This is a genomic window from Olivibacter sp. SDN3 (assembly GCF_014334135.1).
GTDB lineage: Bacteria > Bacteroidota > Bacteroidia > Sphingobacteriales > Sphingobacteriaceae > Olivibacter.
The window spans coordinates 667080-692286 of the sequence record NZ_CP060497.1; the positions used below are offsets into that span (position 1 = coordinate 667080).

At 43.2% G+C, this 25207-nt stretch carries 14 protein-coding genes; 1 reads left to right on the plus strand and 13 read right to left on the minus strand.

The features are described 5' to 3' along the window. Window positions 1–11: 11 nt before the first annotated feature. Window positions 12–3155, minus strand: a complete 3144-nt coding sequence (locus H8S90_RS02775) for a two-component regulator propeller domain-containing protein (RefSeq protein WP_187341084.1) — start codon at window positions 3153–3155, stop codon at window positions 12–14. Between the two features lie 173 nt (window positions 3156–3328). Here H8S90_RS02775 and H8S90_RS26115 point away from each other — a divergent pair, with 173 nt between their 5' ends. Continuing rightward, the gene (locus H8S90_RS26115) at window positions 3329–5209 is read left to right on the plus strand and encodes a family 43 glycosylhydrolase (RefSeq protein ID WP_187341085.1); all 1881 of its coding nucleotides are present in this window, start codon (window positions 3329–3331) and stop codon (window positions 5207–5209) included. Window positions 5210–5522: 313 nt separating this feature from the next. Here H8S90_RS26115 and H8S90_RS02785 read toward each other — a convergent pair whose 3' ends face one another. The 12 genes from H8S90_RS02785 to H8S90_RS02840 form a co-directional block, all read right to left on the minus strand. Next, entirely contained in the window at window positions 5523–6602 is a 1080-nt protein-coding gene (locus tag H8S90_RS02785; protein WP_187341086.1) for a family 43 glycosylhydrolase, read from the minus strand. A gap of 6 nt (window positions 6603–6608) precedes the next feature. Then, window positions 6609–7745, minus strand: coding sequence for an aldose epimerase family protein (locus tag H8S90_RS02790; RefSeq protein ID WP_187341087.1), 1137 nt, complete (start codon window positions 7743–7745; stop codon window positions 6609–6611). A 7-nt stretch (window positions 7746–7752) separates the two neighbouring features. Continuing rightward, on the minus strand, window positions 7753–9600 hold the full coding sequence (locus H8S90_RS02795; protein WP_187341088.1) for a glycoside hydrolase family 2 protein: 1848 nt from the start codon (window positions 9598–9600) through the stop codon (window positions 7753–7755). Between the two features lie 33 nt (window positions 9601–9633). After that, a complete protein-coding gene (locus tag H8S90_RS02800; protein ID WP_187341089.1) occupies window positions 9634–10809 on the minus strand; it encodes a cellulase family glycosylhydrolase in 1176 nt (391 codons plus the stop codon). A gap of 724 nt (window positions 10810–11533) precedes the next feature. Further along, on the minus strand, window positions 11534–14032 hold the full coding sequence (locus tag H8S90_RS02805) for a glutaminase family protein (RefSeq protein ID WP_187341090.1): 2499 nt from the start codon (window positions 14030–14032) through the stop codon (window positions 11534–11536). Window positions 14033–14173: 141 nt separating this feature from the next. Further along, on the minus strand, window positions 14174–14335 hold the full coding sequence (locus H8S90_RS02810) for a hypothetical protein (protein WP_187341091.1): 162 nt from the start codon (window positions 14333–14335) through the stop codon (window positions 14174–14176). A gap of 24 nt (window positions 14336–14359) precedes the next feature. Next, window positions 14360–16417, minus strand: a complete 2058-nt coding sequence (locus H8S90_RS02815; protein WP_187341092.1) for a beta-L-arabinofuranosidase domain-containing protein — start codon at window positions 16415–16417, stop codon at window positions 14360–14362. Window positions 16418–16433: 16 nt separating this feature from the next. Next, window positions 16434–17114, minus strand: a complete 681-nt coding sequence (locus H8S90_RS02820) for a DUF3823 domain-containing protein (RefSeq protein WP_187341093.1) — start codon at window positions 17112–17114, stop codon at window positions 16434–16436. A 20-nt stretch (window positions 17115–17134) separates the two neighbouring features. Continuing rightward, entirely contained in the window at window positions 17135–19063 is a 1929-nt protein-coding gene (locus tag H8S90_RS02825; RefSeq protein ID WP_187341094.1) for a RagB/SusD family nutrient uptake outer membrane protein, read from the minus strand. 25 nt (window positions 19064–19088) lie between these two features. Next, window positions 19089–22295: a TonB-dependent receptor gene (locus H8S90_RS02830; protein ID WP_222852223.1), complete on the minus strand. Its 3207-nt coding sequence runs from the start codon at window positions 22293–22295 to the stop codon at window positions 19089–19091. A 364-nt stretch (window positions 22296–22659) separates the two neighbouring features. Next, window positions 22660–23337, minus strand: coding sequence for a DUF3823 domain-containing protein (locus H8S90_RS02835; RefSeq protein ID WP_187341096.1), 678 nt, complete (start codon window positions 23335–23337; stop codon window positions 22660–22662). A gap of 22 nt (window positions 23338–23359) precedes the next feature. Further along, the gene (locus tag H8S90_RS02840; RefSeq protein WP_187341097.1) at window positions 23360–25204 is read right to left on the minus strand and encodes a RagB/SusD family nutrient uptake outer membrane protein; all 1845 of its coding nucleotides are present in this window, start codon (window positions 25202–25204) and stop codon (window positions 23360–23362) included. Window positions 25205–25207 lie beyond the last annotated feature (3 nt).

Here is a 25207-nt window from a genome sequence, read left to right on the forward strand (position 1 = left end):
ATTCCAACAATTTATTTTCGGTTAACCGGCAGCTTTAGGACAAATATATTAAAGTTTTCGTCAGTTTCAGCATCTAAGGACAAACTTCCTCTATGCAATTCAGCTAAGGATCTTGCCAATGCTAAACCCAGTCCAGCACCTACGCTCCTTTTATTTCCCTGCAAACGGTAAAAAGGTTTAAAGATTTTCTCTCTTAAATGGCCTGGTATCTTTTCTCCATCGCTTGCAACTTTCACACAAATAAAAGCTGTATCTTCCGATAGTTCTATCTGGATTTTTTGTGCAGCATATTTTAAAGCATTGTTTAGCAGGTTTCCTATTATTTTTTCAAGGGCGTCGAGATCCACTACTCCCCATAGGCTTATGTTGGGTAAACGTGCCTTTAATTTAATCTGCTGCTGTTCTGCTGTTGGCCGCACTCGCTCTACCTGCTCTTTCATAAAAGCTGCGACGTCTATTTTTTGGTAGCGTAGGATAAAGCCCTGTTCTTCAGTCTTTCGAAAGTCCAGTAATTGTCCTGAAAGCTGTAGCAGTCGCTCGGTATTCTTTTCCATAATCAATAAATTCTTACGAATTACCGGCACCTCATCTGCCTGTTTAATAATTTTTTCCATCGGACCTCTAATGAGGGTCAATGGTGTTCGGATTTCGTGAGCGACCTGTGTAAAGAATTCTATTTTTGACCGGTACATTTCTTCTTCTTTGCGATGGGCCAATTGTTCCAGTTTCCTCCTATTACGTTCTTTAAGCTGCTTATGGTAAAAAGTAACGATATAATAAATTAATAAGAGCGTTAGCGCTACATATAATATATAAGCAGGTATGCTAGCCCAAATGGGAGGAAGTATCTGAATCAAAAGAACCGCTTCTTTCCCCATCCTGGTACCTTTGCTATCAATTGTGCTTACCTTGAAGGTGTAATTCCCGGGAGCTAATTCTGTAAAATAAGCTTTGCGATTCGTTTGTAGGTACGTCCAATCGGGGTCTAGGCCTTCCATTTTATACGCATACTCTGTCATTTCCGGCGAAGTAAAGCTTAGTGCAGCAAAATCAATGCTAAAAGACGATTGATCATATTTTAAAGTCAGCGTATCTGTAAATGTAATAGATTTATGCAAAGGAGAATCTTCGCCGCTTATTTCGAGCTCATGATTGTATACCTGAAAACCGGTTATATAAACTGGTGGAACAAATGTTCTTTCTCGCAAAGATTTGGGATCAAACCTGATCAACCCCTTCACTGTACCAAAATACAGTTTGCCATCGACGTCTTTATACGCAGAGTTGTAATTAAACTGATCGCTCAATAGGCCATTAGCCATTTTGAACACTTGTGTGGTGCCTTTTTCGGGATCAAATTTTACCAAGCCCTTTGATGTACTTACCCACAATTGTTTGTCGTCATCTTCCAATACGGCACACACCAGCGCTCCGTTTGAGAGTCTATTGAAATGATACCGTTGGAAACGGGCCGTTAAACGATCAAATTTACAAAGCCCCTCCTCCGTTGCTATCCAAACTCTGCCGTCAGAGTCTTCTGTAATATAAGTAATGCGATTACTGGGTAAGCTCTGTAAATCATGACTAGTATACTTATAAAGTCCTTTCTTCTGTGTGCGCGGATGGTAATAATACAATCCGTCCCTCCAGGTGCCCGCCCAGATAGTACCTTGACTATCTTCAAATAAATACGTATAAAAAATATAGTCTGGAAGTTCTTCTATCCGTTCAAATGTTCCACTTTTTTTCTGGTACCGATATGCCCCTCGATCTGTTGCAACCAGAATATCTCCCGATCGTAGACGTAAAAACGTATAAATAAAATTACTTCCCAAACTATCGGGTGTATCTGCGGCGTAAAATTGCCTGATGACCTTTCCTGTTGGTATATGGAGTAAGTTCAATCCCTGATGAAAAGTGCCTACCCAGAGTGTATCGCCAGTAACAAGTAATCCGTGAATATTTTTCCCCGAAAGATCGGTTCTATCATTGACGTTAGTAAAATGATCAAACTGATAATTGTCTAATGAAAACCTATTGAGTCCGCCGTTTTCTGTCCCGATCCATAAAAACCCTTGTTCATCATTCACGATCTCCCTTACCGCGCTGGCGGATAAGCTTGGATATCCCTTCATTGGAAAAAATTTCTCAAAAAAAGTGTGCTGTTTATGATAATAGCTCACACCGCCAAACCACGATCCTACCCATACCCCTCCTTCCTTATCTCTACATAAGGTATAGTTTGCATTGTCACTGAGTGACCATTGATTATTATCCTGTTTGCTGAGGTGCCTGAATTTTTTTTGCCTGTCATCATAAATATAAACACCAGACTCACTTGCAAACCAATACTCCTGATCGGATACCTGTAATATATCACGTATAAAAAGCTCTTCACCAAGATCATTTTGCATAAGGAGGTCTTCGTAATCATACTTATCCACGTATAGCACTTTAACACCTTGTTTAGAGGTTCCGATCCACAGCTTGTTCTTTTGCTCATCCCAGAGTAAAGATGACACCGATTTAGCCCTTGCGGGAGATGAATGGGTAAACACGTTGTAGGAGAGCCTATCCCTATCTTTTCCATTGAAATCCAGGCGTTCCACCCTACCATCCCAAAATCCCATCCAAAGCCCTTCTTTAGACACGGCGAGAGACTCAATGCCATTTAGTCCTTCTTTTTCATAACTTTTAACTTCTTTGGTTTGGGGATCATACTTTATCAATAGAAAGTTAGCCGTATACCATACATTACCCTCGTCATCAACGCATATATTCAGAATTTCCTGCTCCCTATTGTATTCGAAAGGAGAAAAACTTTCGGTTAACGGATCGTATATATAAATTCCCAGATCTGTACCGACCCATATATTTCCACTGCTATCTTCAAACAGGCTATGTATATAGTTATTACCAATCTGCAGGGAATCCCTCGCATCTCTCCTGAAAACCTTAAAGCTGTAACCATCAAAACGGTTGAGCCCATCCCTTGTACCAAACCACATGAAGCCTTTACTGTCTTGCATGCTGCATATCACGGCATTATTGGATAATCCTCCTTCTACCTGATAATGTTTAAAGTAATATGGTTGACTAAAGGTTTGTTGATAGCAAAGAAGAAAAAACCAAACTATACGCAATATCCGTCTCATGAGTTACATTGGTTAACCAAACATAACATTATTTTACCTATCTACAAAGGTCTTCATGTATTTGAGAAAAAGCAGATAATTATTGATACATAATCACTTTAAAACCTTTATATATTTTACGTTATTTAATGATTCAATAATAAAAGCGCTACCAAGTAAAAATCTACGCGATTATGAAGCCATATTTTTTTATACTATTCATATTTTTCACATCCTCTCTCTTTGCTCAGCAAGGGATTGTAAACCCCATAATCAACCAAGACTTCCCTGATCCTACTATCATCCGTGCAAACGGCAAATACTATGCATATGCAACGAATGGCCTAGTAAATGGAACCTTAGCTAACATACAGGTTGCTGTTTCTGACGACCTCCGATTATGGGAGTTATTAGGCGATGCTTTACCCGAGAAACCTTCTTGGGCATCTAAAGACTTTTGGGCGCCACATGTACTATATGACGAAGACATAAATAAATATGTACTGTTCTACTCGGGAGAATCTGGTTCGGGAAAATGTTTAGGAATAGCCTATGCCGACCAGCCGGCCGGGCCTTTCACAGATATGGGCAAGCCATTACAGTGTGGAGAGGGATTTGTAAACATCGATCCTATGGCATTTATTGATCCTAAGAGCAAGAAAAAACTGCTTTATTGGGGCTCCGGACATGAGCCTATTAAGGTACAGGAAATGAATGACGATTGGAGCGATTTTAAGGATGGTTCTGTTGCCAAGACCGTAATGATGCCACGTCAGGAAGATCAATATGATCAACTCATTGAAGGTGCTTGGGTAGACTATCACGAAGGCTTCTATTACCTTTATTATTCCGGAGACAACTGCTGTGGACCACAAGCCAATTATGCCGTTCTTGTAGCGCGTTCAAAAGATCCTTTCGGACCGTTTGAACGTCTTGGCACTACTAGGACTGCTAACAGCAGTGTTTTTCTCGAGAAAGACGACGAGTGGACTGCTCCCGGACATAATTCCATTTTCAGAGACCAAGATGACAACATCTACATTGCTTATCATGCTATCCCGGCTGGGGAAAAGGATAAAGTGAGCGGTTCGGGTAGAGTGGCCCTTATTAAACCTATCCGTTATGCCGATGATGGATGGCCACAAATCGTAGAAAGCGAAAAAGCTGCTCTGAAGGCTTTGGCCGATACCGCCATTTACTTGGCAGATCCAACTATATTTCATGACAACGGAACTTATTACCTATATGGAACCGGCGCTCCTGATGGATTTAAAGTATATACATCAACCAATCTTAGGGATTGGAGCAATGCTGTTGGTAAAAAAAACGGATATGCTTTACATAAAGATGATTCTTATGGCACATCAGGCTTTTGGGCACCCCAGGTTTTCAAACACAGAAATACCTACTACCTAGCCTATACGGCCAACGAACAGCTAGCTATCGCCACCAGTGATAACCCGTTGGGTCCATTTAGACAATCGCAAAAAAGGCATCTCTCTGGAAACACGAAACAGATAGATCCTTACATATTTTTTGATGACGGAAAAGCCTATCTATATTATGTACGTTTAGACGAAGGCAACCGCTTATATGTGGCCGAGATGCAACCCGATTTAAGAGACATTAAACAAGAAACCATCATCCCCTGTATTCAGGCCACAGACCATTGGGAAAACACAGCCAATGCATCATGGCCCGTTACCGAGGGGCCGACAGTTATCAAACGAGGTGATCTATACTATTTGCTTTACACGGCTAATGACTATAGAAATCCAGATTACGCCGTAGGTTATGCTACTGCGAAGCATCCTATGGGACCCTGGAAGAAATACAATAAAAATCCGATCATCAGTAGACAGCAGCTGGGAATCAACGGAACAGGGCATGGCGACTTATTTATAGATAGTGGAGGGCAATTAAATTATGTATTACATACCCATCGCTCCAATGAAGAGGCGACACCCCGTAAAACCGCTTTGGTTGAACTTGAGTTTATAAAAGGTGAAAAAGAGGAAGTTTTACAACTCAAAACCAATGATATTCGCTTTTTAAAAGGGGCTGTTAATGAATGATCTGAGTATAACGTTTTATGGTTACTTTCTTTTTTCTCATCGACGTATTTACCTCAAAACCTGAATTCGATTATTCTTTATGAGCTCAGAAATTCAAAAGCCATCCAGGGCAAGGCGCCTTTGCGAAGCGTACTCATATGGAAGGGCTACTGTTCGCAACAGCTTTCCGTCCTACTAAAATCCGCTATAGACAACTGCGGTTTGCAGTGGGATGCACCAGCATCGCAGCAGCTGTCTACAGCGGGAGCTTTCTTTCGCGGAGAAAGAAAGTAGTGGTAAAAAGAATGTAGTTAAAATATTTCTATCCAAAATCTTATTTAAACATCGGTGCTGGTTGTTGTTCTGTAGACGCTTGTTTATCCTTTATAAGCGGCCAACCGTCTTCCCATTCCAGCTTATCCAACAAAAGCACGCGGCGACTGATGCCGCTTGACAAATTACCTTGTTGTGCATCTATCCCGTGATACAGGAACCAGTCTGTTCCTTCATTATCCGTTACAATTTGCGCATTATGCCCGGTACCTACAAACTTTTCATTCCCTTGAACCACCAGCGTTCCTGCACTTCGTTCCGTAATGACCTTACCTTCCTTATCCATATAAGGACCTAACAGCCGCTCAGACCTCCCTACCAGTACATGGTATTTGCTATTCACCCCTTCACAACAAGAACCTTTTGATCCGAAGAAATAATAATAGTTATCTCTTTTATGGATCATGACCGCCTCCCAATCACCGGCCGCAATTTTTATCTTTTTACTCAAGTCACGCGCCCCCTTACCGTCGTCGGTCAGCTCCATCACATAGGTGCCTTGTGTCGGCAAGTCACTGAAGCTTCCCCAAAAGAGATACTTTTTGTTATCCTCTTCATAAAAGCAGGGATCAATTGAGTTAGGTACATCTACTTCTGAACTTAAAAAGACCTTTCCCTGATCGATAAAATCCTCCTCCGGCGAATCTGCGATGGCTAATCCGATCCCTGGATCGGGATCACCCCAGGTAGAATAGGCATAATACATATAATACTTACCATTCACCTGATTCACGTCAGGTGCCCAAATACCACCCTCTTGTTTCCAATTGGGTTTGGATGGAAGTGCATTCTTAACATACTCCCATTGTGTCAGGTCGGTTGATTTCAACATTGGCACCATCCGTGTTCCCACACCATCTCCCCAATCGTCTGCCGTACCAAATGCATAGAAAACGCCTGAGCTTGGATCCCGTACTACTGTAGGATCAGCCAAGACAGGTTCAAATACGGGGTTGATATAGTGTACGGCATTTGCTGAGCTATCCTGATCAATCGGATCACTTTCACTTTTAGCATTATTACAGGCCAATAGGCCTAAAAGGCTTAACGCAAGTGATAAGGAAATATACAGCTTGTTCATAATATTTTACTTTTGTACAGAAAAAATATATTCCGAAGCGGTTTTATATACCTCTCCAGGCTCCAAGATAATCGATGGGAACGATGGCTGGTTAACAGCATCCGGAAAGTGTTGCGTCTCCAGCGCTATGGCAGTCCTGTAATCATCTGGAACGCCATTTTTTAGTGTATTATCACCCTGCATAAAATTTCCACCATAAAACTGTAATCCCGGTTGATCGGTATAGATGGTCATTATTATTCCACTTTTATCTCCCACAACACGAGCTGCCCGTCCGTAATCATTTCCTTTTGTCAACACGAAATTATGGTCATAGCCATCACCATGACGTAACTGTTCATCATCTTCGGTATTAACCCGGCTGCCTATTGTCGTCGCCGTTGTGAAATCAAAAGGTGTATTTTTTACCGGCTGCTCCTGACCCAATGGAATCAACGTACTGTCTACGGGGGTAAAGGCACCCGCATTAATCTGTAGCAAATGATTATTTATTGTGCCACTCCCTTCACCATTGAGATTAAAGAAAGCATGATTTGTTAAATTTACGGGCGTGCGTTTATCAGTGGTTGCTTCATAATCAAATCGCAAACCATTTTGTTTCGTTACCGTAAAGACTACTTTAACATCCAGATTCCCAGGAAAATTCTCTTCCCCATCCGGTGAGCGATAGGTCAACACCAAACTCGAATCGCTTGTTTGATCGGCTTCCCAGATTACATCCTGAAAGCCTTTTTTACCTCCATGCAAGGCGTTTTGTCCATTATTGGTAAAAATGTGATAATCTTCGCCATCTAAAGTAAATGCGCCTTTGGCGATACGATTACCCACTCTGCCAATAGTCGCGCCGTAATAGGGTTCCGTAGATTTTTTATAATCTTCCGCCCGGTTAAATCCAAGTACAACATCTGTTTGCTTTCCGTCCTTATCGGGCACCCACAACCCCACCACTCGCCCACCATAATTAGTGATCATGGCGGTTAAGCCATGATCATTTTTTATGGTAAACAATTGCACCTCTTTTCCTTCCATCTCTCCGCCAAAATTATCAACTAATAGCTGGCTATCTTTATTTTCAGTCGTCTGCCTACAGGAAATGATCGACAGAGCGGATGCTATTAGCCATAAATACTTTAAGCTTTTCATAAGATTGTTACTGAATAGATTGCTGATAAAGGGGTTGATGCAGTTCGTTCAACGTTGCTTCAGGAATTTTAATCACTTTACGGTCATAAGTCATCATACCATTCGTCTCCACTTCTACATCCGTAGTTTGCGTGTAAACTCCGGCAGACAGCCCCATCGGAATCAACTTTTTAAGATCATCCATCATCTTTGTGTAACGTTTCAATAATTCTTCTTTATTTTTGAAGCTCTGATATCCCCAATTGTCCTTCTCTTGCCAAGTGTGTTGTTCTATAGGCAATCCAAGTCCACCGAACTCACCAATTGCCAATACCTGCTCTCCACCGAATATTTCAGGGTCCGGAATATTTGGATCGGGATAATTATGGATATCGAGAATATGGCCCGTTTTTAAGAAATTGCCACCACTGGCGCTATTTACTAAGCGGGAAGGGTCGTAATCCATCGTCCACTCGGTAATTTCTCTCGTTTTAAACTGCCCCCAGGCTTCATTAAAGGGCACCCAAACCACGATACTTGGAAAGTTATGTAAAACATCCATAATGGTTTGCCATTCTTTTCTATGATAACTTTCTGATTCAGGAGAACGTTCTTTATCCAAATTATTACCTGACAGCTGGCCGGGTCGCATATCCCAATGGTTGCCTCCTAAATCGCCGCTGGGCATATCTTGCCATACCAGCAAACCAAGACTGTCGCAATGACGGTACCAGCGTGCTGGCTCCACTTTGATATGTTTGCGAATCATATTGAAGCCCATCTCTTTCGTTTTTACAATATCAAATAACAACGCCTCATCCGTAGGTGCAGTGAAAAGACCATCTGGCCACCACCCTTGATCTAACGGTCCGTATTGAAACACAAACTCATTGTTCAACAACATCCGTTGAATACCTTTATTATCCTTTTCCATGGAAATTTTGCGCATCGCAAAATAGCTACTCACCTCATCAATTACCTTCCCTTTCCTAAGCAATGAAACCTTCAAATCGTATAAAAATGGGTTTTTAGGCGACCACAATTTGGCGTTAGCGATTTGCAGCGTTGCTTCTGCTCCGGCATCGACGGTTTGTTCGTTAACCACATTCCCACCATCTAAAGCGACGATCTTCAATTGATCGCCGGCTTGTGAGCCTTCCAGCGACGCAGAAAACTTTAATACCTGTTGATCGATATCTGGGGTTTGTTTCGTATGTGCAATATAGGTCTTTGGCACACTTTCCAACCACACGGTTTGCCAAATACCTGTTACTGGCGTATACCAGATACCTTCAGGTTTTTTGACCTGTTTACCTCGGGGTTGAGGACCGTCATCGGTGGGATCCCATACCTTTAGAGCGATATCTTGTTTATTACCCTTTTTTAGGTGCTCTGTAATATCAAAATAAAACGGAACGAAACCTCCTTCATGGGTCCCCACTTTTGTTCCATTTACATAAACATCACATTGCCAATCAACGGCTCCAAAGTGCAGTAACACTTGCCCTTTTCTAAGCGACTTATTCAAATCGATGGTGTGCTTATACCACAGCACCTGATCTTTACCCACAGTCTTTCCCACACCTGAAAGTGCAGATTCAACAGGATAGGGCACTAAAATTTGCCCATCAGTCGCTTCAGGTAATTCATTTTGTGTTTTTGGTGTAATAGCATATTGCCAAAGACCATTCAGATTCTGCCAATTTTCCCTCACCATTTGTGGTCGGGGGTATTCTGGCAAAGGTTTCTGCGGGTTTATATCTTCCACCCATGGCGACATAATTTTGCCTTCAACAGGTTTCCAATCAGCAGTCTGTGCATTAGTTAAATGAAATGGTAAGGCCAAAGCTAATACCATTAACGACTTTCGGATCATGTGTATTTCGTTTTATGTTATAAATTATACTGTTTACTTATTTTCAGTCAAGCGTTTTATCAGCTCCACTTCGGCTGTTTTATATGGCGTTCCATCTTTCCTCAGAATATCGTGAAACCAAAGCGGTGGCTCATCATCATATGTTTTTTTCCAGCTATCCCACGGATAAATGGTTTGGGTTTTACCATCTACAAAGCCCCAGTTATAAGCACCTACTTTATATTTTTTAGCTATAGGCAAGCTTCCTTCAAATGTACTCTTATTAGGGCGCGCCATGTATTCGGTACATAATATAGGACGCCCATGTGGCTGCAGTTGTTTTATTCTTGCTTCGAAAGAAGCTGGTGATTCATAATCGTGGAAGCTTATAATATCCGATTGCGCTAATTGCACCTTTTGGATTGGCGTAAGTTCACCTTCCTTTGACCAGTCGCCACCATCCCATAGTCCGGAAGTAAGTGGTTGCGAAGGGTTCGCTGAGCGTGCCCATTCAAAAGTTTTTTCCAAAAGAGGTAGTACATAGTCACTTTTATCTTTTAGCTCTACATCACCATAAGAGCTGGTATTCGGATTGTTCGGCTCGTTCCAAACATCCCAACCAAGTATGCGTTCATCCTGAGCAAAATATTTCACTACACCCTTTACATAGGCGGCTAATCGGGGGTACTGCGTACTATCCGTCAGCACCTCCTGACCTGGGCTTTGCACCCATCCTGAATTATGCACATAAGGCTTGGGAGCCCGTTGCTTACCTAATTTGGGAAAGGGATCCCAGCATGAATCAAAAAAAACAAAAAGTGGTTTAATGTGATGTTTTTCAGCTATCGATAAGAAGTTGTCCATCCGATCTAAAAAGCCGGCGCTATCTTGTTCATATACCAAATCATGGAGATACACACGCATGGTGTTAAATCCCAGGTTGGCTGCCCAAGCTAACTCCCGATCGATGGCAACTGTATCATAGGTGTCTGCTTGCCACATCTCCAACTGGTTAATGGCGGAACTCGGACTAAAATTGCTCCCTACAGGCCATTCCTCTTTTTCATACCAGGCATTTGCCTCTTCCGGCGTCCACCGTATTCTGTCGCTTGCCGTCTCGCTTTTTACGATATCTTCATCATTCCGAGTGTTTGTACCCGAAGAACAGTTTATTAAGCTCCACCCCAAAGCGGCAAATGCTAATACGTATAAGTTAAAATGATACTTCATGCTATTGTTATTTTATAAATTTTGTTTGTTACTTTTTTCATCCGAATAATTTGTTTGTAAGCGGAGATGAAGCTTACATAAATTGTTCATATCCTTTTGCGAATGGCAATTTATGTAGGTTTCATCAATTTTTTATTTCTAAAGGTATTAAAGCTTTCCCTAACGGGAAGGTTTTCCGCAAAAAGTAACCAAAACCGAGGGGCTCATGAATACCTTTAAAATAAAGCACTTTATTCATAAACCCGTAGCTTAACCTGCTTTAGCAAGCTTCATTACCATTGACAACAGACACTTCCAATGAAAAACTTTTTTGAAAGGCTGTGATATTACTTAGCTTAGCCTGTGCTATCCAAAAGTTTTGAGGCTGCATTTTATTGTATATGATTGTTTTTCCATCGACCGTTTTATTAATTCTTAATGAAGCTTTTGAGACCGATTTTTTGTATATGAATATTTTTATCACGAACGATATAACTACTTCACTACTCAACCACTCCACCATGACCTTAACGCTGCATTTTATAATGGTTATTCAAAGAAAACAAATATGTTATTATATCAAGTAAATCTTTGTTTCAATCTTTCTTTATATTATCTCATACTTGGTTTCTTCGCTAACTTTGTACAAAAGACAAGAGGCGGAACGTAAATCTCCTAAGTAGAGTAAAACGCCCGCCTCTGTCAACCAACCAAAATTAACCAATCATGGAAAATCTTCCGTATACTAGTTCATATCTTTTTCCAGCATTTTGATAAAATATCCACCCACCACAGCTCTTGCCCTGAAGTTCATCACCTTGGCATCAGTGGTTTCGTGCCAATCGCTAATAGGAGCACGATCGGACGTTTCATTGGCATACTTCCATATGGGATCGACAAAAGTTTGGAAATCTGCATCGTCAGCCAGCGTTGCCGTCCACAATACCCAATCTGATTTGGTGTAGGTTTTCCTGCTATCCAGCGGTAGCCCATAAGTCTCCTGTTTTGTTTTATAATAAGCAATTTCCTTTTCCACCACTTCTTTAGGAAAGATATCGAGCTTTAAGAGCTTATCCCAGATCAAATTATACTTCTGGCTCCATGTATCTTGTTGACCGAAAGCCAAGGTGTAGTGGTCGCCATTATCTGCCAATTCCATCCATTGTTTGGCCATATCTCTGGCGGTTGCAAAGCTCTCCCTGGCTTCTTCTTCTTTGCCTAACATTTCGGCCAACTTCGCATAAGCGGCTACGCCCATGATCGCTTTCATCGAAAGATTCGCGTTTCTTGCCAAGTGTCCGGCAAAATCATCCGTACATAGCTGATTAGCCGGATCCAGACCATCTTTCTTTAAATAATCTGTCCAAGTGGTTAGTGTCTCCCAGTGCTTATTAGCAAAATCAGCGTTACCATCCCGCACCGCTACCGCGGCAGTTACTATAAGCATATTTCCCGCTTCTTCCACAGGCATATCTTCACCATAGGTTTGCCCATTAGCCAAGGGATAAGTCCCTACGTCATGTGCGGGAAATGGTTTTTTCCAGCGCCCACTTTCTGCATATTCAAAGATGAAACGCAGTAAACCTTTTGCCAGCTCCGTATTATACAGCAAGAATAAAGGCGATGAAGGGTAAGTAATGTCCACCGTACCGATCGATCCGTTTGAAAAATTCTCCTTCGAGAAAAAGAAAAGATCCCCATTCGTATTTGCCACCATTTTATGCGCCGCAATCGCTTGTCGATAAGCCAATTCGCACAATTCGGCGTATTTTTTCCCACCAGCTTTCTCAGCGTCGGCAAACAATTGCTCATCGAATTTTTTGCAATCGGCCATTAATCTGGAATAATCGTCCTGCGCAGCCTTCAACATTGCCGGACCTGAACTTTTTCCATCTCTATTCCACCACGGCCTAAGGTTCTTACCAAAGTATTGTACGGAGTATTCATCGTCATATGCCAATGTCACGTGCGATGACGTTGGTGAAGACACGTCACCAAGATCCATTTCCACGCCAATCATGACATCGGCTGCACTACCTGTCGTAGCATTTGCTGAAGTTCCTTCTTGATCAGCGATCGCCGCCACCAAGTCGTTGATTTTATGAGGGAGAGGTTTTACAGCTGATTCTGCATCTACCGCGAGGTAAGCTTTACCCCAATCGATGCGCACATTGTCACCTTTTTTACCTAGTAATTGCTGCGCGGTAGTACCAACCGATTGTATCAACAAGCCGTCGGTCGTTTCCACGGCTGTCTGTACTTCCTGGTTCGGTTTATCCGTACCTATGGTACCGGATAAAGCCAGCCACAACTTGACATCATGCGCTTTATTATCTGCTGATTTTACGTTAAAGGTAACGTAAGATGCAGGTCTAGCCAATACTTCGAGCTGATCCATCAACAGTGGTGATGTAAAGGTTAGATCGAGCGCTACTTCGCCAGCCTGAAAAGTATATGCTGTTTGCGTAGCAGTAAGATTAACTGACTGCTGTTTAGCCAACTGCGTTTCAATTAACTTTCTTTCGTGGATAATGCCCACATCGATAAACGCTCCGCCACGATCGTTTCTACAATGTACCGCTAATACATTTTCTCCCGATTTCAACGCTTGTAGGCCATTAGCTGGAATTTCTTTTTGTGTATAATCTAAAATAAATTCCGCATCTTCGTAGATCAACTCACCATTTAAAAACACTTCCACAGCATCGTCGTGACTGATCAACAGCTTTAAGTCTTCTCTTGCTGTTTCGGAAAAATCAAAGGTTCTTCGATACCAAATCTCTTTATCGTATAAAGATGCGGGTTTTACGGGGTTATCTCCGGAACCATCTCCGAAGGGTGCACTGCCTTGTTTCCAGGACTGATCGGAAAAGTTTGCTTGTTCCCAACCTTGTTCGGGCTCTTGGTAGGTATATTGAACGTTATATGACTCCTTCTGAGCGGTCGGCACCACCTCATCAATCACAGACAGCGGTTTTCCTGCCAATTGATAGATCTCACCATCTACCTGTGCAAGTGCAATCAATGCTTGATCGGCTCCCGTCCAATGCTTAGTTTGTTGCTCATTCAACGTGTCGCCGAAAGACCATAAGCTAAAATAAGGATCATGCGTAATTAAGGGATAAGCAGGTGCTCTTAATTTTTCGTTTGCCTGAGTGGTCGACGAATCTGTCTGGTTACTACTGCAATTTGCGAATAAGGCCAGTCCCAGTAATAAACTATAAAAAAGCGGTCGTTTCTTCATTGTTATTTATTTGTTTTAGTAAAATCCGTATCTTAAGTTAAACGTTAAATGTAAAGCAGTCTTGCCAGGCATTTTGCTTTTAAGCATTTTGGATACGCCACACAAATGTAGCGCTCGCGCTGCTCACGCCACAAGCTTGCTTTATGCGCATCCAAAAAAAGCGCCGGAAGCCCCGACAGGTTCTGTGCCCGTTGCAGACACGGCCTTGGAGGCGGTAGCGGAGCGCGCCCGGATCCATACGTGGAGCAAAGAGGGCAAAACCAATTTTGTTAAAAGCGAAATGCCTGGCAGTCTTATCTTCATCTCTGTTTTTTTAGGTGCCCCTATTTATTCATTTACGGTTGGAAAGGCTGTCACTCTTAACCTAGCCGCTCCCATAGGTACCAATTCAATTGCTTCTTCTTCCTGATTTTCGACAGCAACGGGGCTTTGCGGAAGCACCCCCGTTAAGCCATATTGATCAATCTTCCAATCGGCAATACGTTTCCCTTTCGCTTTCAAACTTATTGGAACATTTTCGAGCGTAAAGGGGAAGTCGTCTTTTGGCCATTCTTTTTCAACAAGCTCAAACACTTCTTCCGGATTTTGTCCATCATATATCAACCCGTAATTCCATGGAGATGCCGGATGAATTTCAAAAGATGGCCATTTTTCAGGATCAGCCGTGTCTTGCCATTTAGAATCGCCTATTGCTGAGGCTTTACTGTCTTTTTGAATATAATTCTCTTTAATTTTTAAGGAATAGGTTAGTGGGCCGCGATTAATACTCACGCTATTTTTATGCTGCTCTGATTTTGTCACCTGTAGCTGCATCGGTAAGGTTAACACAACCTCATCGCCATCTTGCCATTCCCGCTCAATTTTTGCATAAGTCCCCGCCTCGAAACGTTCATTTATTTCTTCACCGTTTAGCTGTAATTTCGCTTCATTGCACCAAGCGGGGATACGTAGGTAGTAGGGAAAATGTACACCCCCATCAGTATGCAACTTAAAGACAATCTGATCCTCAAATGGATAGTTACTAACCGTTTCAACACGTATTTCCTTTCCATCTGCAACCTTTGCAGTTACCTCGGCAGCACTATATAGTAAGGCTGCAATGCCGTTGTCGGGTGTTGCCATAAACAGATGCTCTGCATAGTACGGCCAGCCTTGCGTATGGTTATGCTGACAGCATCTGGAGCTAAAGGGGTTCATCATCAGAAAAGGGCCGTTATTATCGATACCCGGGTGATGGTTTTTGCTATCGCTGATGGCCATATTCGGACTGGTGATATAACGCAGCGCTTTAAAGTCGGGCATAACTGCCGCGGGGTAGGTATTAAAAGCCACTTCTTCCGTATGGTCAGCCCAAAACGGGTCGCCTGTAATTCCCATAAGTATTTCATTAGAAGCCATCTGTTCAACCATGCCGCAGGTTTCAACGCCTTGCCTTGGATCAGTATACCCTTCCCTGGCATTTTCATCGGCACCGAACATTCCGCCCGGTACATTTCCGTAACGTTCGCGGATTAAATGGAAATTATGATAAGTTGCGTCTACATCTGCCGGGTTACCCGTTTGCAGGAAGTAGGTGGCAGGCTCTCTAAAACACTGGGCAATATTCACGTTATGCCAATTCGGGAGATTATCTTTTTGTCGCCAATCAGCTGTATTCTTATGGATCTTATGCGCCAGGTCAAGCAACCAATCCTTACCTTTTGTGCGGTTATACAACCAATAAATGCTATACAGATTGTCTCCCCCTCTACTATTCTCCCAATAATCTTTCAGCAATTGTTCGTCTGGTAATTTATACTGCCAATCAAAATATTTTTCCATCAAGGTCAAAACCCTTTCATCCTGACTGTGCTCATAATAAGATTGTAAGCACCAAAGCATAATCATGTTCCCCCAAAGATCAGGCTTTCCTTCTTTTATAACCATCGGGCCGAAGTAGCCGTCTTCCCGTTGACTCTCGATAGCAGCGTCTAACCATACTTTTGCTTCTTCTATTATTGCTTTATCTTCCAGAATATAGCCTAAATTGGCATATCCTTTCAGCCAATAAGGCACTTCCTCCCAGCCATGATCACCACTACCGTCTTTACTCAACCAAGCGTTATTCTCCTTAGCAAGCCAGGCACTTATCTCTCCTAGCTGACCAGATAAGCCCTCACGCTGCAGCTCCAAATATTTAAGTAACCAGCCTTGGGGTTTGATACTTCCCACAGGTAGCTTGACGAAGTTTAGCGCTTGTAACGGTTTCCTATTAGACACATAATGTTGATTGACTGTTGTCGTATCGGGCCGTTCAACACTGCTTATCGTTTCCGTTGTTTTGTTGTTGCAGGCCGTAATAAAAAACAAGCCTGTCACATAGGGTATATATTGCTTTAACGTCATATTAAAAATTAAACGATTACAATTCCAAACGTTGTACTGGTGTAAAGATCATATCTTCTACGCCTGCTATTTTAAGTCCGACCCGTGCAAAAATATAATTTTGCTCAGGCGTGAGCGATGGTACAGTAACTTGAAGAGAAACATTATCAAGCGATTCGATTTCACTACCGCTCAGCTCCTCATGCGCAACAGCTGTTCGCGTATCCGTAAATAGGGTTTTCCCTACATAGAGTGTGATATGTTCGATATCCCGTGCGCGGTCATCGGTAATAACCTGTTCGACATTCAAGGTGGCATTTAGTTCTCGCCCATTTACGGATAGATTGGGATTTCGGAGCATATAGTATGGAAGCACTTCGATATCGAAGGTCGTATTTCCACGAACGGTAATATTTATGCTATCACTTGGTGCTAGAAAGGGACCTTGATTAGCCTGAAATAAGGCTTTGTAATCCGCATCAAATAACAATGCGGCATAGGATCCATCCTGATCCACCGTTACGGTGATCGGGTCACGCAACTGCCAACCCGGCTCAAAAAGTTCAAAAATCACATCGTTGTAACTTACCGGGATAGCTTCTCCCTGATAGCTGATTATCCCGGTCAATTCGGATTGAGGCGCATCGTAATTATCCTTTTCACATGCGTGTAGCAGTAAGGTAAAAAGTACGACGCTATATATAATGATTTTCTTCATGACTAGTATTGTTTGATGAATTATTGATTAGGATTTCGGACAATCAGTGGATTACGATTTCTGATATCATCACTGATAAACGAATAATAATTTCCCAAGCGGAAACGATCTGGGTTGGTCACCTCACGCGGGATAATTTGTCGGAACACCCATTTACCGTCGTTTTCATTTCCCGGATCATAAATTTGATACGGCCACACACCGAAAGGGCGTGTGCTCGGTTCAGCTGCTCTGCCAATGTTTGCTGTCAGTGCATGATTGGCACCGTTCCATACCAGGTGAGCCAAACGCCAGCGTTTCATATCCCATAGCTGGTGCCCTTCAAACGCCAATTCAACTTTACGTTCATGTACCAAGCGATCAAAACTAAGTTGCGCAGGCGTGAGTGGCGTCTCAAAACCAGCCCTTCTTCTCACTTGATTCATATAACCAGCCGCTTTTGCCGCATCGCCCAGTTCAAAGGCCGCTTCAGCCGCGTTCAGTAATACTTCCCCATAGCGGAAACGGATCCACCACACCTCACTTTGGGTACCGATCTGCCCTGCACCTGGAGTAGGATCAACATATTTCCGTAGATAAAACCCGGTCTGTGCAGTCCATTCAAAACCGTCGATTGGCCCATCGAAACCGACCACCTGTTGGCTCGCGCTTTGGCCGGGTAGTTGCCCTCTGCCTCCCGGATCACTGGATGTTACGATATTACCGTTACCCAACATATATCCCGCCCAGATATCTACCGATTCCCCCTTAAAAGTAGATCCCGGAATCATTACTGTACCCGCCAAACGGGCATCCCTATTGGCAAATAAATCTTCAGGATTATCATAATAAAGGAAATCGCCGCCACCTGACTGAATGGCAAGAGGTGCATAAGTATTATCTAGTAATTCAAAAGATTGCACCAAATTTAGGGAGGGATTTATTCGACCACCTTCTACCTCTTCAGATAGGGAGCGCGGTTGATTCGCTAGGGTAAAGCCATGCACTTTTCCGCTCTGTAATTTAAAATCCTTAACAAAGATCACCTCCGGATTGGCGCTTTTATCCAAAAACAAGTCGGCAAAATTGGCCGAAAGATCCTGCGCATTCCGCTCGTAAAGGGCATATGTCCCGCTATTGATGATACGCTCTGCAGCACTTAGTGCCTTTTGGTAATAATCGTTTGCCTGACCGGCAGAGATGCCCACTTCTTCTCCCGGCAAACTTACCTGTGGTGTATTGACGCCGTATTTGGCAATCGAGGCTGCATACACTGCAGCCCGCGCTTCCAAAGCCAATGCTGCTGCCTGTGTGGCACGTGATTTGGTATTTGCCTCGTCTGGCAAATCGTCAAAGATCGCTTCTAGCTCCGCAATTACAAAATCATAGACTTCATGTTCCTTCAACCGAGGTTGTTGCAGATATGAAGGATCACCACTGTCGTCATATTCAAGTGGTTCTAACACGATGGGCACACCACCGACGCGCTTTACCAATTCAAAGTAAGCTATTGCCCGAATAAACTTTGCTTCCGCCATAAAGCGGTTTTTCAAAGCAATTTCATTTTCGTTGGTTTGCATTTGGTCTGTTTCTTCACCCGATCTTATAAAGAGATTAATGTCTCGAATAAAGCTGTAGGCATCTTGCCAGTATTGAGACTCGTTATCTGTTCCCCAAAAATCCAAAATATTGTCATTGTAATCGTACTGTTGATTCTTATGCCGGAAGTAATCACCAAAATTTGACGCAAAGGCTTCATCGAAATTGGTGAATCGCGCCCATGATTCAACGGTTTGATAGTCTGGTATGCGATCATACAGATCGGCTACTGCAGCCAATGCTAATCGTTCATCTGTCCACACCTCTTCGTATTCTAAAAGATCTGTCGGCCGCCTTGTAAGAAAATCGCTGTCCTTTTGGCAGGAGAACACTGTGAGTAACAGGAAAAATATATAGCTGTATTTTTTCATGGTTTCTTTCTCTTAACAATTAATACTAGAATGAAATATTAGCTCCAATATTGAAGAATTTATTCTGCGGATACTGCAGGCCATTATCATCCTGAATTTCCGGGTCGATCCCTATGCTCTTTAGGTTATCTATGGAAAATAAGTTATAGGTATTAAAGAATACACGCAATCGTTGAATCCGCGCCTTTTCGATCCACGCTTTGGGTAAGGAATAGCCTACTTCCAGAGTCCGCAAGCGGATATAGCGCACGTTATGCAGCCACCAGTCTGAATTTTCACTGTAATTGCTGTGTTGTCCCTGATTGAACCTCAAGGGCGGATTTTCTCCCGGTATCCATGGACTGTTCACATCAAAAGGATCCTCCCGGCGCCAACGATCGTTATACATCGCTTCTAATAAATTTCCTGTGTTTTGATAAGGCCAGCGCATTTCCCAGTTTTGATTGTAAGAGTAGAAGCCACCCCCGGAAAAATCGGCACTGAGATCAAAGCCCTTATAATTGGCAGAAAGATTCAAACCAAAAGTTAACAAAGGTAGCTGTCCCGCGGGATAACCTATAGGCCGCTCGTCATATTCATCGATGACACCATCGCCATTAACATCTTCATAAATAAAGTCGCCCGGTAATAAAGTACGGTTACCTTCTCCATCAATGTTTACCGGATAGTTATTAATCTCTTCCTGCGATTGAAACTGTCCTACCACTTGGTAACCCCAGAAAATATCCCTCCAACGATCCTCTAGGGAATTTCGGTAATGGTCCCAAGAATTTGCGAAGCGTGGTAAGTAAGACTGTAAGAAACGGGTTCTACCGTACATCGCGTTAGCTCCAATACGATAATTGAATTCTCCGGAACTGCCATTATAAAAGATCGATCCATCGAAACCCACCTGCGCATCACTTTCCACATTCGCTTCCGGTAAATCGTAACCTATTTCCGCGGGCACCAATATATCCCATCGTGTACCTCGTAAACCGGTACGTTTTCTTCTGAAATAATCGATAGATCCGCTAATTTTTCCATTCCACAAAGAAAAGTCTGCTCCAATGTCAAGTGTAGTAGTTGTAAACCAGGAAATGGTGTTGATAGGCACACCTCTATCTCTGATACCCCGTACTACCTGTCCATCAATAATCACCGTAGAGGTACCATAACTATAGCCGGGTAAATACGCGTAATCGCCCAACCATCTCGGATCATTTTCATCATTGATACCCCAATTAATATTATCGTCGCCCATCTGTCCGTAGGACGCACGGAATTTAAGATCGCTTAATACCTGGCTGTTTAAATTCTTAAGAAAGGGTTCCTCGGTAATCCGCCATCCTGCGGAAACAGAAGGGAAAAAGCCCCAACGTCTGTCGGGCGCAAACCGCCAGGATCCATCGTATCGGCCAGCCAATTCCACATAATATTTCCCTGCAAAGTCGTAATTAAAACGACCGACATAACCCAATCGTGCCTGTTCAAAATCCAAATCGTCATATTGATCCATATCGGCGAATTGCAGGATAGGCAATATGTCCGTTTTCGGTACAGTATGTACAAATTGTTCTATTTCCCTCCGCTGTATCCGTTCAGCTACCAGTGTTGCTCCGAGTGTATGTTTATCATTGAACACCTTATTATAGTTCAGCTGCGCCTGGAAAACCTGGTTAAAATTCTTTCGTGTAATACGTTCCCGATAAGGATTGGAGCTACCGCCCGTTGCTTCATAGGTGTCCGTCCCTGGTCGATAGGTATACACATCAAAGGTATATTCGTGCCCATTAACCAAGCGATCCGCCAAAAAATAAGAATACAAAACTTTTGCCGATAACCCTTCAACCGGAATATCATAGTCGATATTAAAGTTGGTTTGTAAGACCCGCCAATCTTCCCGCCAATAGCCGGAGATCTCCTTATTCAACAATGCCCAGTTAGTTTGGATATTACTCAGCTGTGCTGGGTATAAAGGGTTATCATTGGCAAAAGGCCTTTCGGTTGGACGATTTCTGAACAGCGCAAAACGCGGCAACCAATAATCATCACCTCCGGGAACGCCAGGGTTATCACGCGTTTCAATGCGACCATTGATCTGTACGCCCACTTTGAGACGTTCGGCAATCTGCGCATCAACGTTACTTTGAAGGTTTGTACGATTAAAGTTAAACTCACCATCGCCAAACACCGCATCCTGATCCAAGCGCGTTAAGGAAAGGTAATAATTGATCTTATCCGAACCACCCGTAGCGTTCAAGTTCACCGAACTTTGCGGCGCTTTTCCCGAGATAATGTAATCGTACCAATCAAAACTTTGATAACCGGGTTCCGTTCCCACACGCCAACGTTCGATTTCTTCAGGTGTAACCCCTGTCTCCGGATTTACCGCATTCATTTCAGCGTCAGCACGTCCCAACATCCAATCGTAGGCGCTCACCCCTTTCGGGAAGCGGGTCCAATCCTGCCAACCGTAATAGGTATCTAAGTTAATGGTATTGCGACTCCCGGCCTTTCCCCGTTTGGTGGTTACCAGCACGACCCCATTAGCTGCCTGCACCCCATAAATAGCTGCAGAAGCATCTTTTAATACCGTAATACTTTCAATGTCATTAGGTGCTAAATTGTTGAATTGCCCCGCATCCTGCTGAATGCCGTCAATCACGTACAGCGGATTCCCCATATTACGGATGGAAATATTTGCGCCGGCCCCTGGTCTACCGTCAGGCATACGAAAAGACAAACCCGGTATTTTCCCTGCCAAAGCACCACTTACTGTAGGTGCCCTGACCATCTCAATATCTTCACTGGTCACACCGGATATCGCCCCGGTAAGTGAAGACTTTTTCTGTTGACCATATCCTACCACAACGACTTCATCCAGTTTTGCTTCATCATTTTGAAGTATAATATCCAAAACTCTATTGTTAGCCGTTACATTTACTTCTTGGCTGACGTAGCCAATGTAACTAACCACGAGAACAATATTATCTTCAGTAACTTCCAATTGGAATTTCCCCTCCTCATCCGTCCCGGTGCCCCGTGTGGGCGAATCTTTAACGGCCACCGATACTCCCGGTAAAGGATTACCTTCGGCATCCTTAACCGTTCCTGTAATTGGACCATCTTGCATCAGATAGTTTCCCGCGTAACTAGCGGTATTGCCAATCATTAGCCCCAATAAGACCAACAATCCCAAAGCAAAACACCTCCCCGTAAAGCATCTAAAGATGGGTTTTAATTTAATCATAATCATACAGCATTTTAGGTTTACACTCTCATTTTAGTTATTATTTAGGCACATCTCACCTAAAAACATACAGCTAAAAGGTATTAGCAATCCAAACGAAATTCAGAAAAAAGTGAACTCAATCATATTTTAACTGCTTAAAGGTTTAATAAAAAATAGTTAGTTGCTTAACAAAAAGCTTAATGATTCAAAGTAAGGGAATAATTTAAGGAAAAGATATGTTGATTTGTATCAAAAGCTCAACGTTTTGTATCAAGGTATAGCACTTCAATCTTAGTAGACAAGCTAAGTACTTTTATAGTCGGCTACAGATAGCGGTTACCTGCAGCCGATTTATTTTTGGCGATGGGCCTTATAACTACGTTTATTTCAAACGAACAACCGGTGAGAAGATTCCCTGGTCGGCACCGCTCGGCCAAACGCAGATACGCCCGAAGAGTGCACGGGCATTCACGGCTTCTGTTTCTTCAGAGAAATCGACATCTAAAGTTACTTGGCCGGGTGTAAAATCATCGCCCGGGAATTCACTCCGCATGACATTTGCTACTTCGTCTACAAAAGTTGTGGTATTCAACAACAACATCACCCGATCAATTGTAGCATCTTCCACAATTTGATTGACAGTAAAGGATGTTTGCATCACATTTTCATCGAGTGCAATAGATGCATCAGAAATTGTAAAGTATGGCGTGACCTCAAAGTCCAATGTTGCATTTCCTCTAAGCTCCACCTCAGTGGTATCCCGACTGTTCACCCAAGGGCCGTTACCATCGCGCGTCACAATTTTATAGTGCCCATCGAAAAGTGTAGCGGAGAAACTTCCGTCTTGTGTAACGAAGATATCAAATGGCGTTCTGAAGTCATAACCATCCTGAAACAATTGCAACCGAACGCTTTGATTACTACCTTTTAATTGCAAGGGTTGCCCTTGGTAAACGATACGTCCTGTCAGCGTTGACGTCGGTTCATCATAATTATCCTTCCCGCAACCTGTGATTGTTGCCACCAAGATCAATAAACAATATATCCAATAATTTTTCATATTCGTACCTGTTAAACTTATACTATTGATAAGGATTTCTCACTAGTTTTGGATTATTATTCAGCCAACCATTATCCAGTTCACTGTAATAGTGACGAAGCTCGAAATACAAGGGGTTAGGGTAAATAAAATCCATACTCCGCACCTCGAAAGCCCATTTACCATCGTTCGGATCACCGGCCGCCACTACGCGGTAGGGCCACAATCCTCTTCGGGTAGCATGCTCATTGCTGGAGTTCCCGTTCCAAGTGGTGTGGGCGCGGCGCCAACGTAGCATGTCCCAGTAGCGATGATCCTCAAAGGCAAATTCGACACGCCTTTCGTGCACAATATTTTCGAAAGTGAGCGATTGCAAGGGCTGTACCCCGGCACGGGTGCGTACTGCATTGATATTGGCCAATGCCACCGCGTTATTACCGCCATTTAATTCAAAGGCAGCTTCTGCCGCGATCAGGTAAGCCTCTGCTATGCGAAAACGAGGTTCCCACATTTCCGACCCCCTCCCTTGTGTTCCTGCAGCAGGCGTTTCATCAAGAAATTTACGGATACCAAAACCTGTTTTATTAATTAACCGCAAAGAAGAACTGTAAATCGGTCCATTTTCAGAAGTCAACAACTGGCCATTTGCATTACTATTGGCACCACCTTCGCGTCTAACCCAAGCACCACCCTGCCTATTCAGTTGACCCGCCTGATAAACCACTTCAGTACCGGCAAATGTGGAGCCCGGATATAGTACAGTGCCCCCTAGACGAGGGTCCCTTTCTTCGAACAACTCGGTTGCAGTTTCAAAAAATTGCGGTGTACCGCCAAAACTTCCCACGTCAAATTTACTACCTTGACCGGGCGTAGAAGTATTAATCGGTTCAAACTCCTCCACGAGATTCAACAGTAAAGATAAGTAACTGGTATTCGCGTCCTGCGCCATCGATGTCGGGAGATTACCTCCCGTAAAACCATGCGTTTGTCCGGGAAAGATATAGTCGCGTGCCCAGATGACTTCGGTATTCGCTTCTTTGATACATACGGCTTCATAGAAATTAAGCGCCTTATCTTCGGGCCGCCGATCCTGTAGTTCATACGGACTTTGCTCAACAACTTCTGTGGCTGCAGCAAGCGCAGTCTCGTAATAACCAGTGGCCCTCGCAGCTTCAATCCCCACTTCTCTACCCGATGTCTGTATAGGCGACGCCATCAGGTTATTGTATTTTGCTAAGGATGCAGCATATAATGCAGCCCGGGCAGCTAGCATTTTCGCCGTCCACTTATTCGCCCGCGCATTATTAGTGTTTTTTTGATCACTCATCAACTCGGCGCTTGCCTGGCACTCACTAATGATATAATCGTACATTTCCGCTTCCGTTGCTCTCGGATATTGCAAAGCGGTAATGTCTGCGCCAGGCACGTAATCAAAAACCTCATCGCCCACAATAGGCATACCGCCCAGCGTTCTACAGGTATTGAAATAGCACCAAGCCCGTAATAACTTTACCTCTCCAATCAAGGGCGCTTTTTCTGTTTCTGTAAGCGCATCTGTTTCGTTCAATCCCTGTAAGAACTGATTAAAGCTACGGATGAGTCCATAATCGTAAACGCGCCAACGGTTACGATCGAAACTATTGAATTGGTCGAAATCATACTTAATCGCTTCATCTAAAACCGTATAATCATACTGCCCACCTCCCGGCCGTTGCCCCCAGCTGATTCTATCATAGAAATCGGCAAGTGCCGACCGAACTAAATTAGGATCACCAAAAACCTGATCGTTTGTTAAGATCGTATCCGGTTCTTGATCGAGAAAATTTTTACAAGAGCTGGTCAGCAAGGTTCCAGCAAATACCGCTATATAAAAAAATCGCTTATTCATGTG

Bases quoted from the DNA above. Each gene is read 5' to 3' on its own strand.
- H8S90_RS02775 (WP_187341084.1), bottom strand. From the start codon at position 3,155: ATGAGACGGATATTGCGTATAGTTTGGTTTTTTCTTCTTTGCTATCAA.
- H8S90_RS26115 (WP_187341085.1), top strand. From the start codon at position 3,329: ATGAAGCCATATTTTTTTATACTATTCATATTTTTCACATCCTCTCTC.
- H8S90_RS02785 (WP_187341086.1), bottom strand. From the start codon at position 6,602: ATGAACAAGCTGTATATTTCCTTATCACTTGCGTTAAGCCTTTTAGGC.
- H8S90_RS02790 (WP_187341087.1), bottom strand. From the start codon at position 7,745: ATGAAAAGCTTAAAGTATTTATGGCTAATAGCATCCGCTCTGTCGATC.
- H8S90_RS02795 (WP_187341088.1), bottom strand. From the start codon at position 9,600: ATGATCCGAAAGTCGTTAATGGTATTAGCTTTGGCCTTACCATTTCAT.
- H8S90_RS02800 (WP_187341089.1), bottom strand. From the start codon at position 10,809: ATGAAGTATCATTTTAACTTATACGTATTAGCATTTGCCGCTTTGGGG.
- H8S90_RS02805 (WP_187341090.1), bottom strand. From the start codon at position 14,032: ATGAAGAAACGACCGCTTTTTTATAGTTTATTACTGGGACTGGCCTTA.
- H8S90_RS02810 (WP_187341091.1), bottom strand. From the start codon at position 14,335: ATGAAGATAAGACTGCCAGGCATTTCGCTTTTAACAAAATTGGTTTTG.
- H8S90_RS02815 (WP_187341092.1), bottom strand. From the start codon at position 16,417: ATGACGTTAAAGCAATATATACCCTATGTGACAGGCTTGTTTTTTATT.
- H8S90_RS02820 (WP_187341093.1), bottom strand. From the start codon at position 17,114: ATGAAGAAAATCATTATATATAGCGTCGTACTTTTTACCTTACTGCTA.
- H8S90_RS02825 (WP_187341094.1), bottom strand. From the start codon at position 19,063: ATGAAAAAATACAGCTATATATTTTTCCTGTTACTCACAGTGTTCTCC.
- H8S90_RS02830 (WP_222852223.1), bottom strand. From the start codon at position 22,295: ATGATTAAATTAAAACCCATCTTTAGATGCTTTACGGGGAGGTGTTTT.
- H8S90_RS02835 (WP_187341096.1), bottom strand. From the start codon at position 23,337: ATGAAAAATTATTGGATATATTGTTTATTGATCTTGGTGGCAACAATC.
- H8S90_RS02840 (WP_187341097.1), bottom strand. From the start codon at position 25,204: ATGAATAAGCGATTTTTTTATATAGCGGTATTTGCTGGAACCTTGCTG.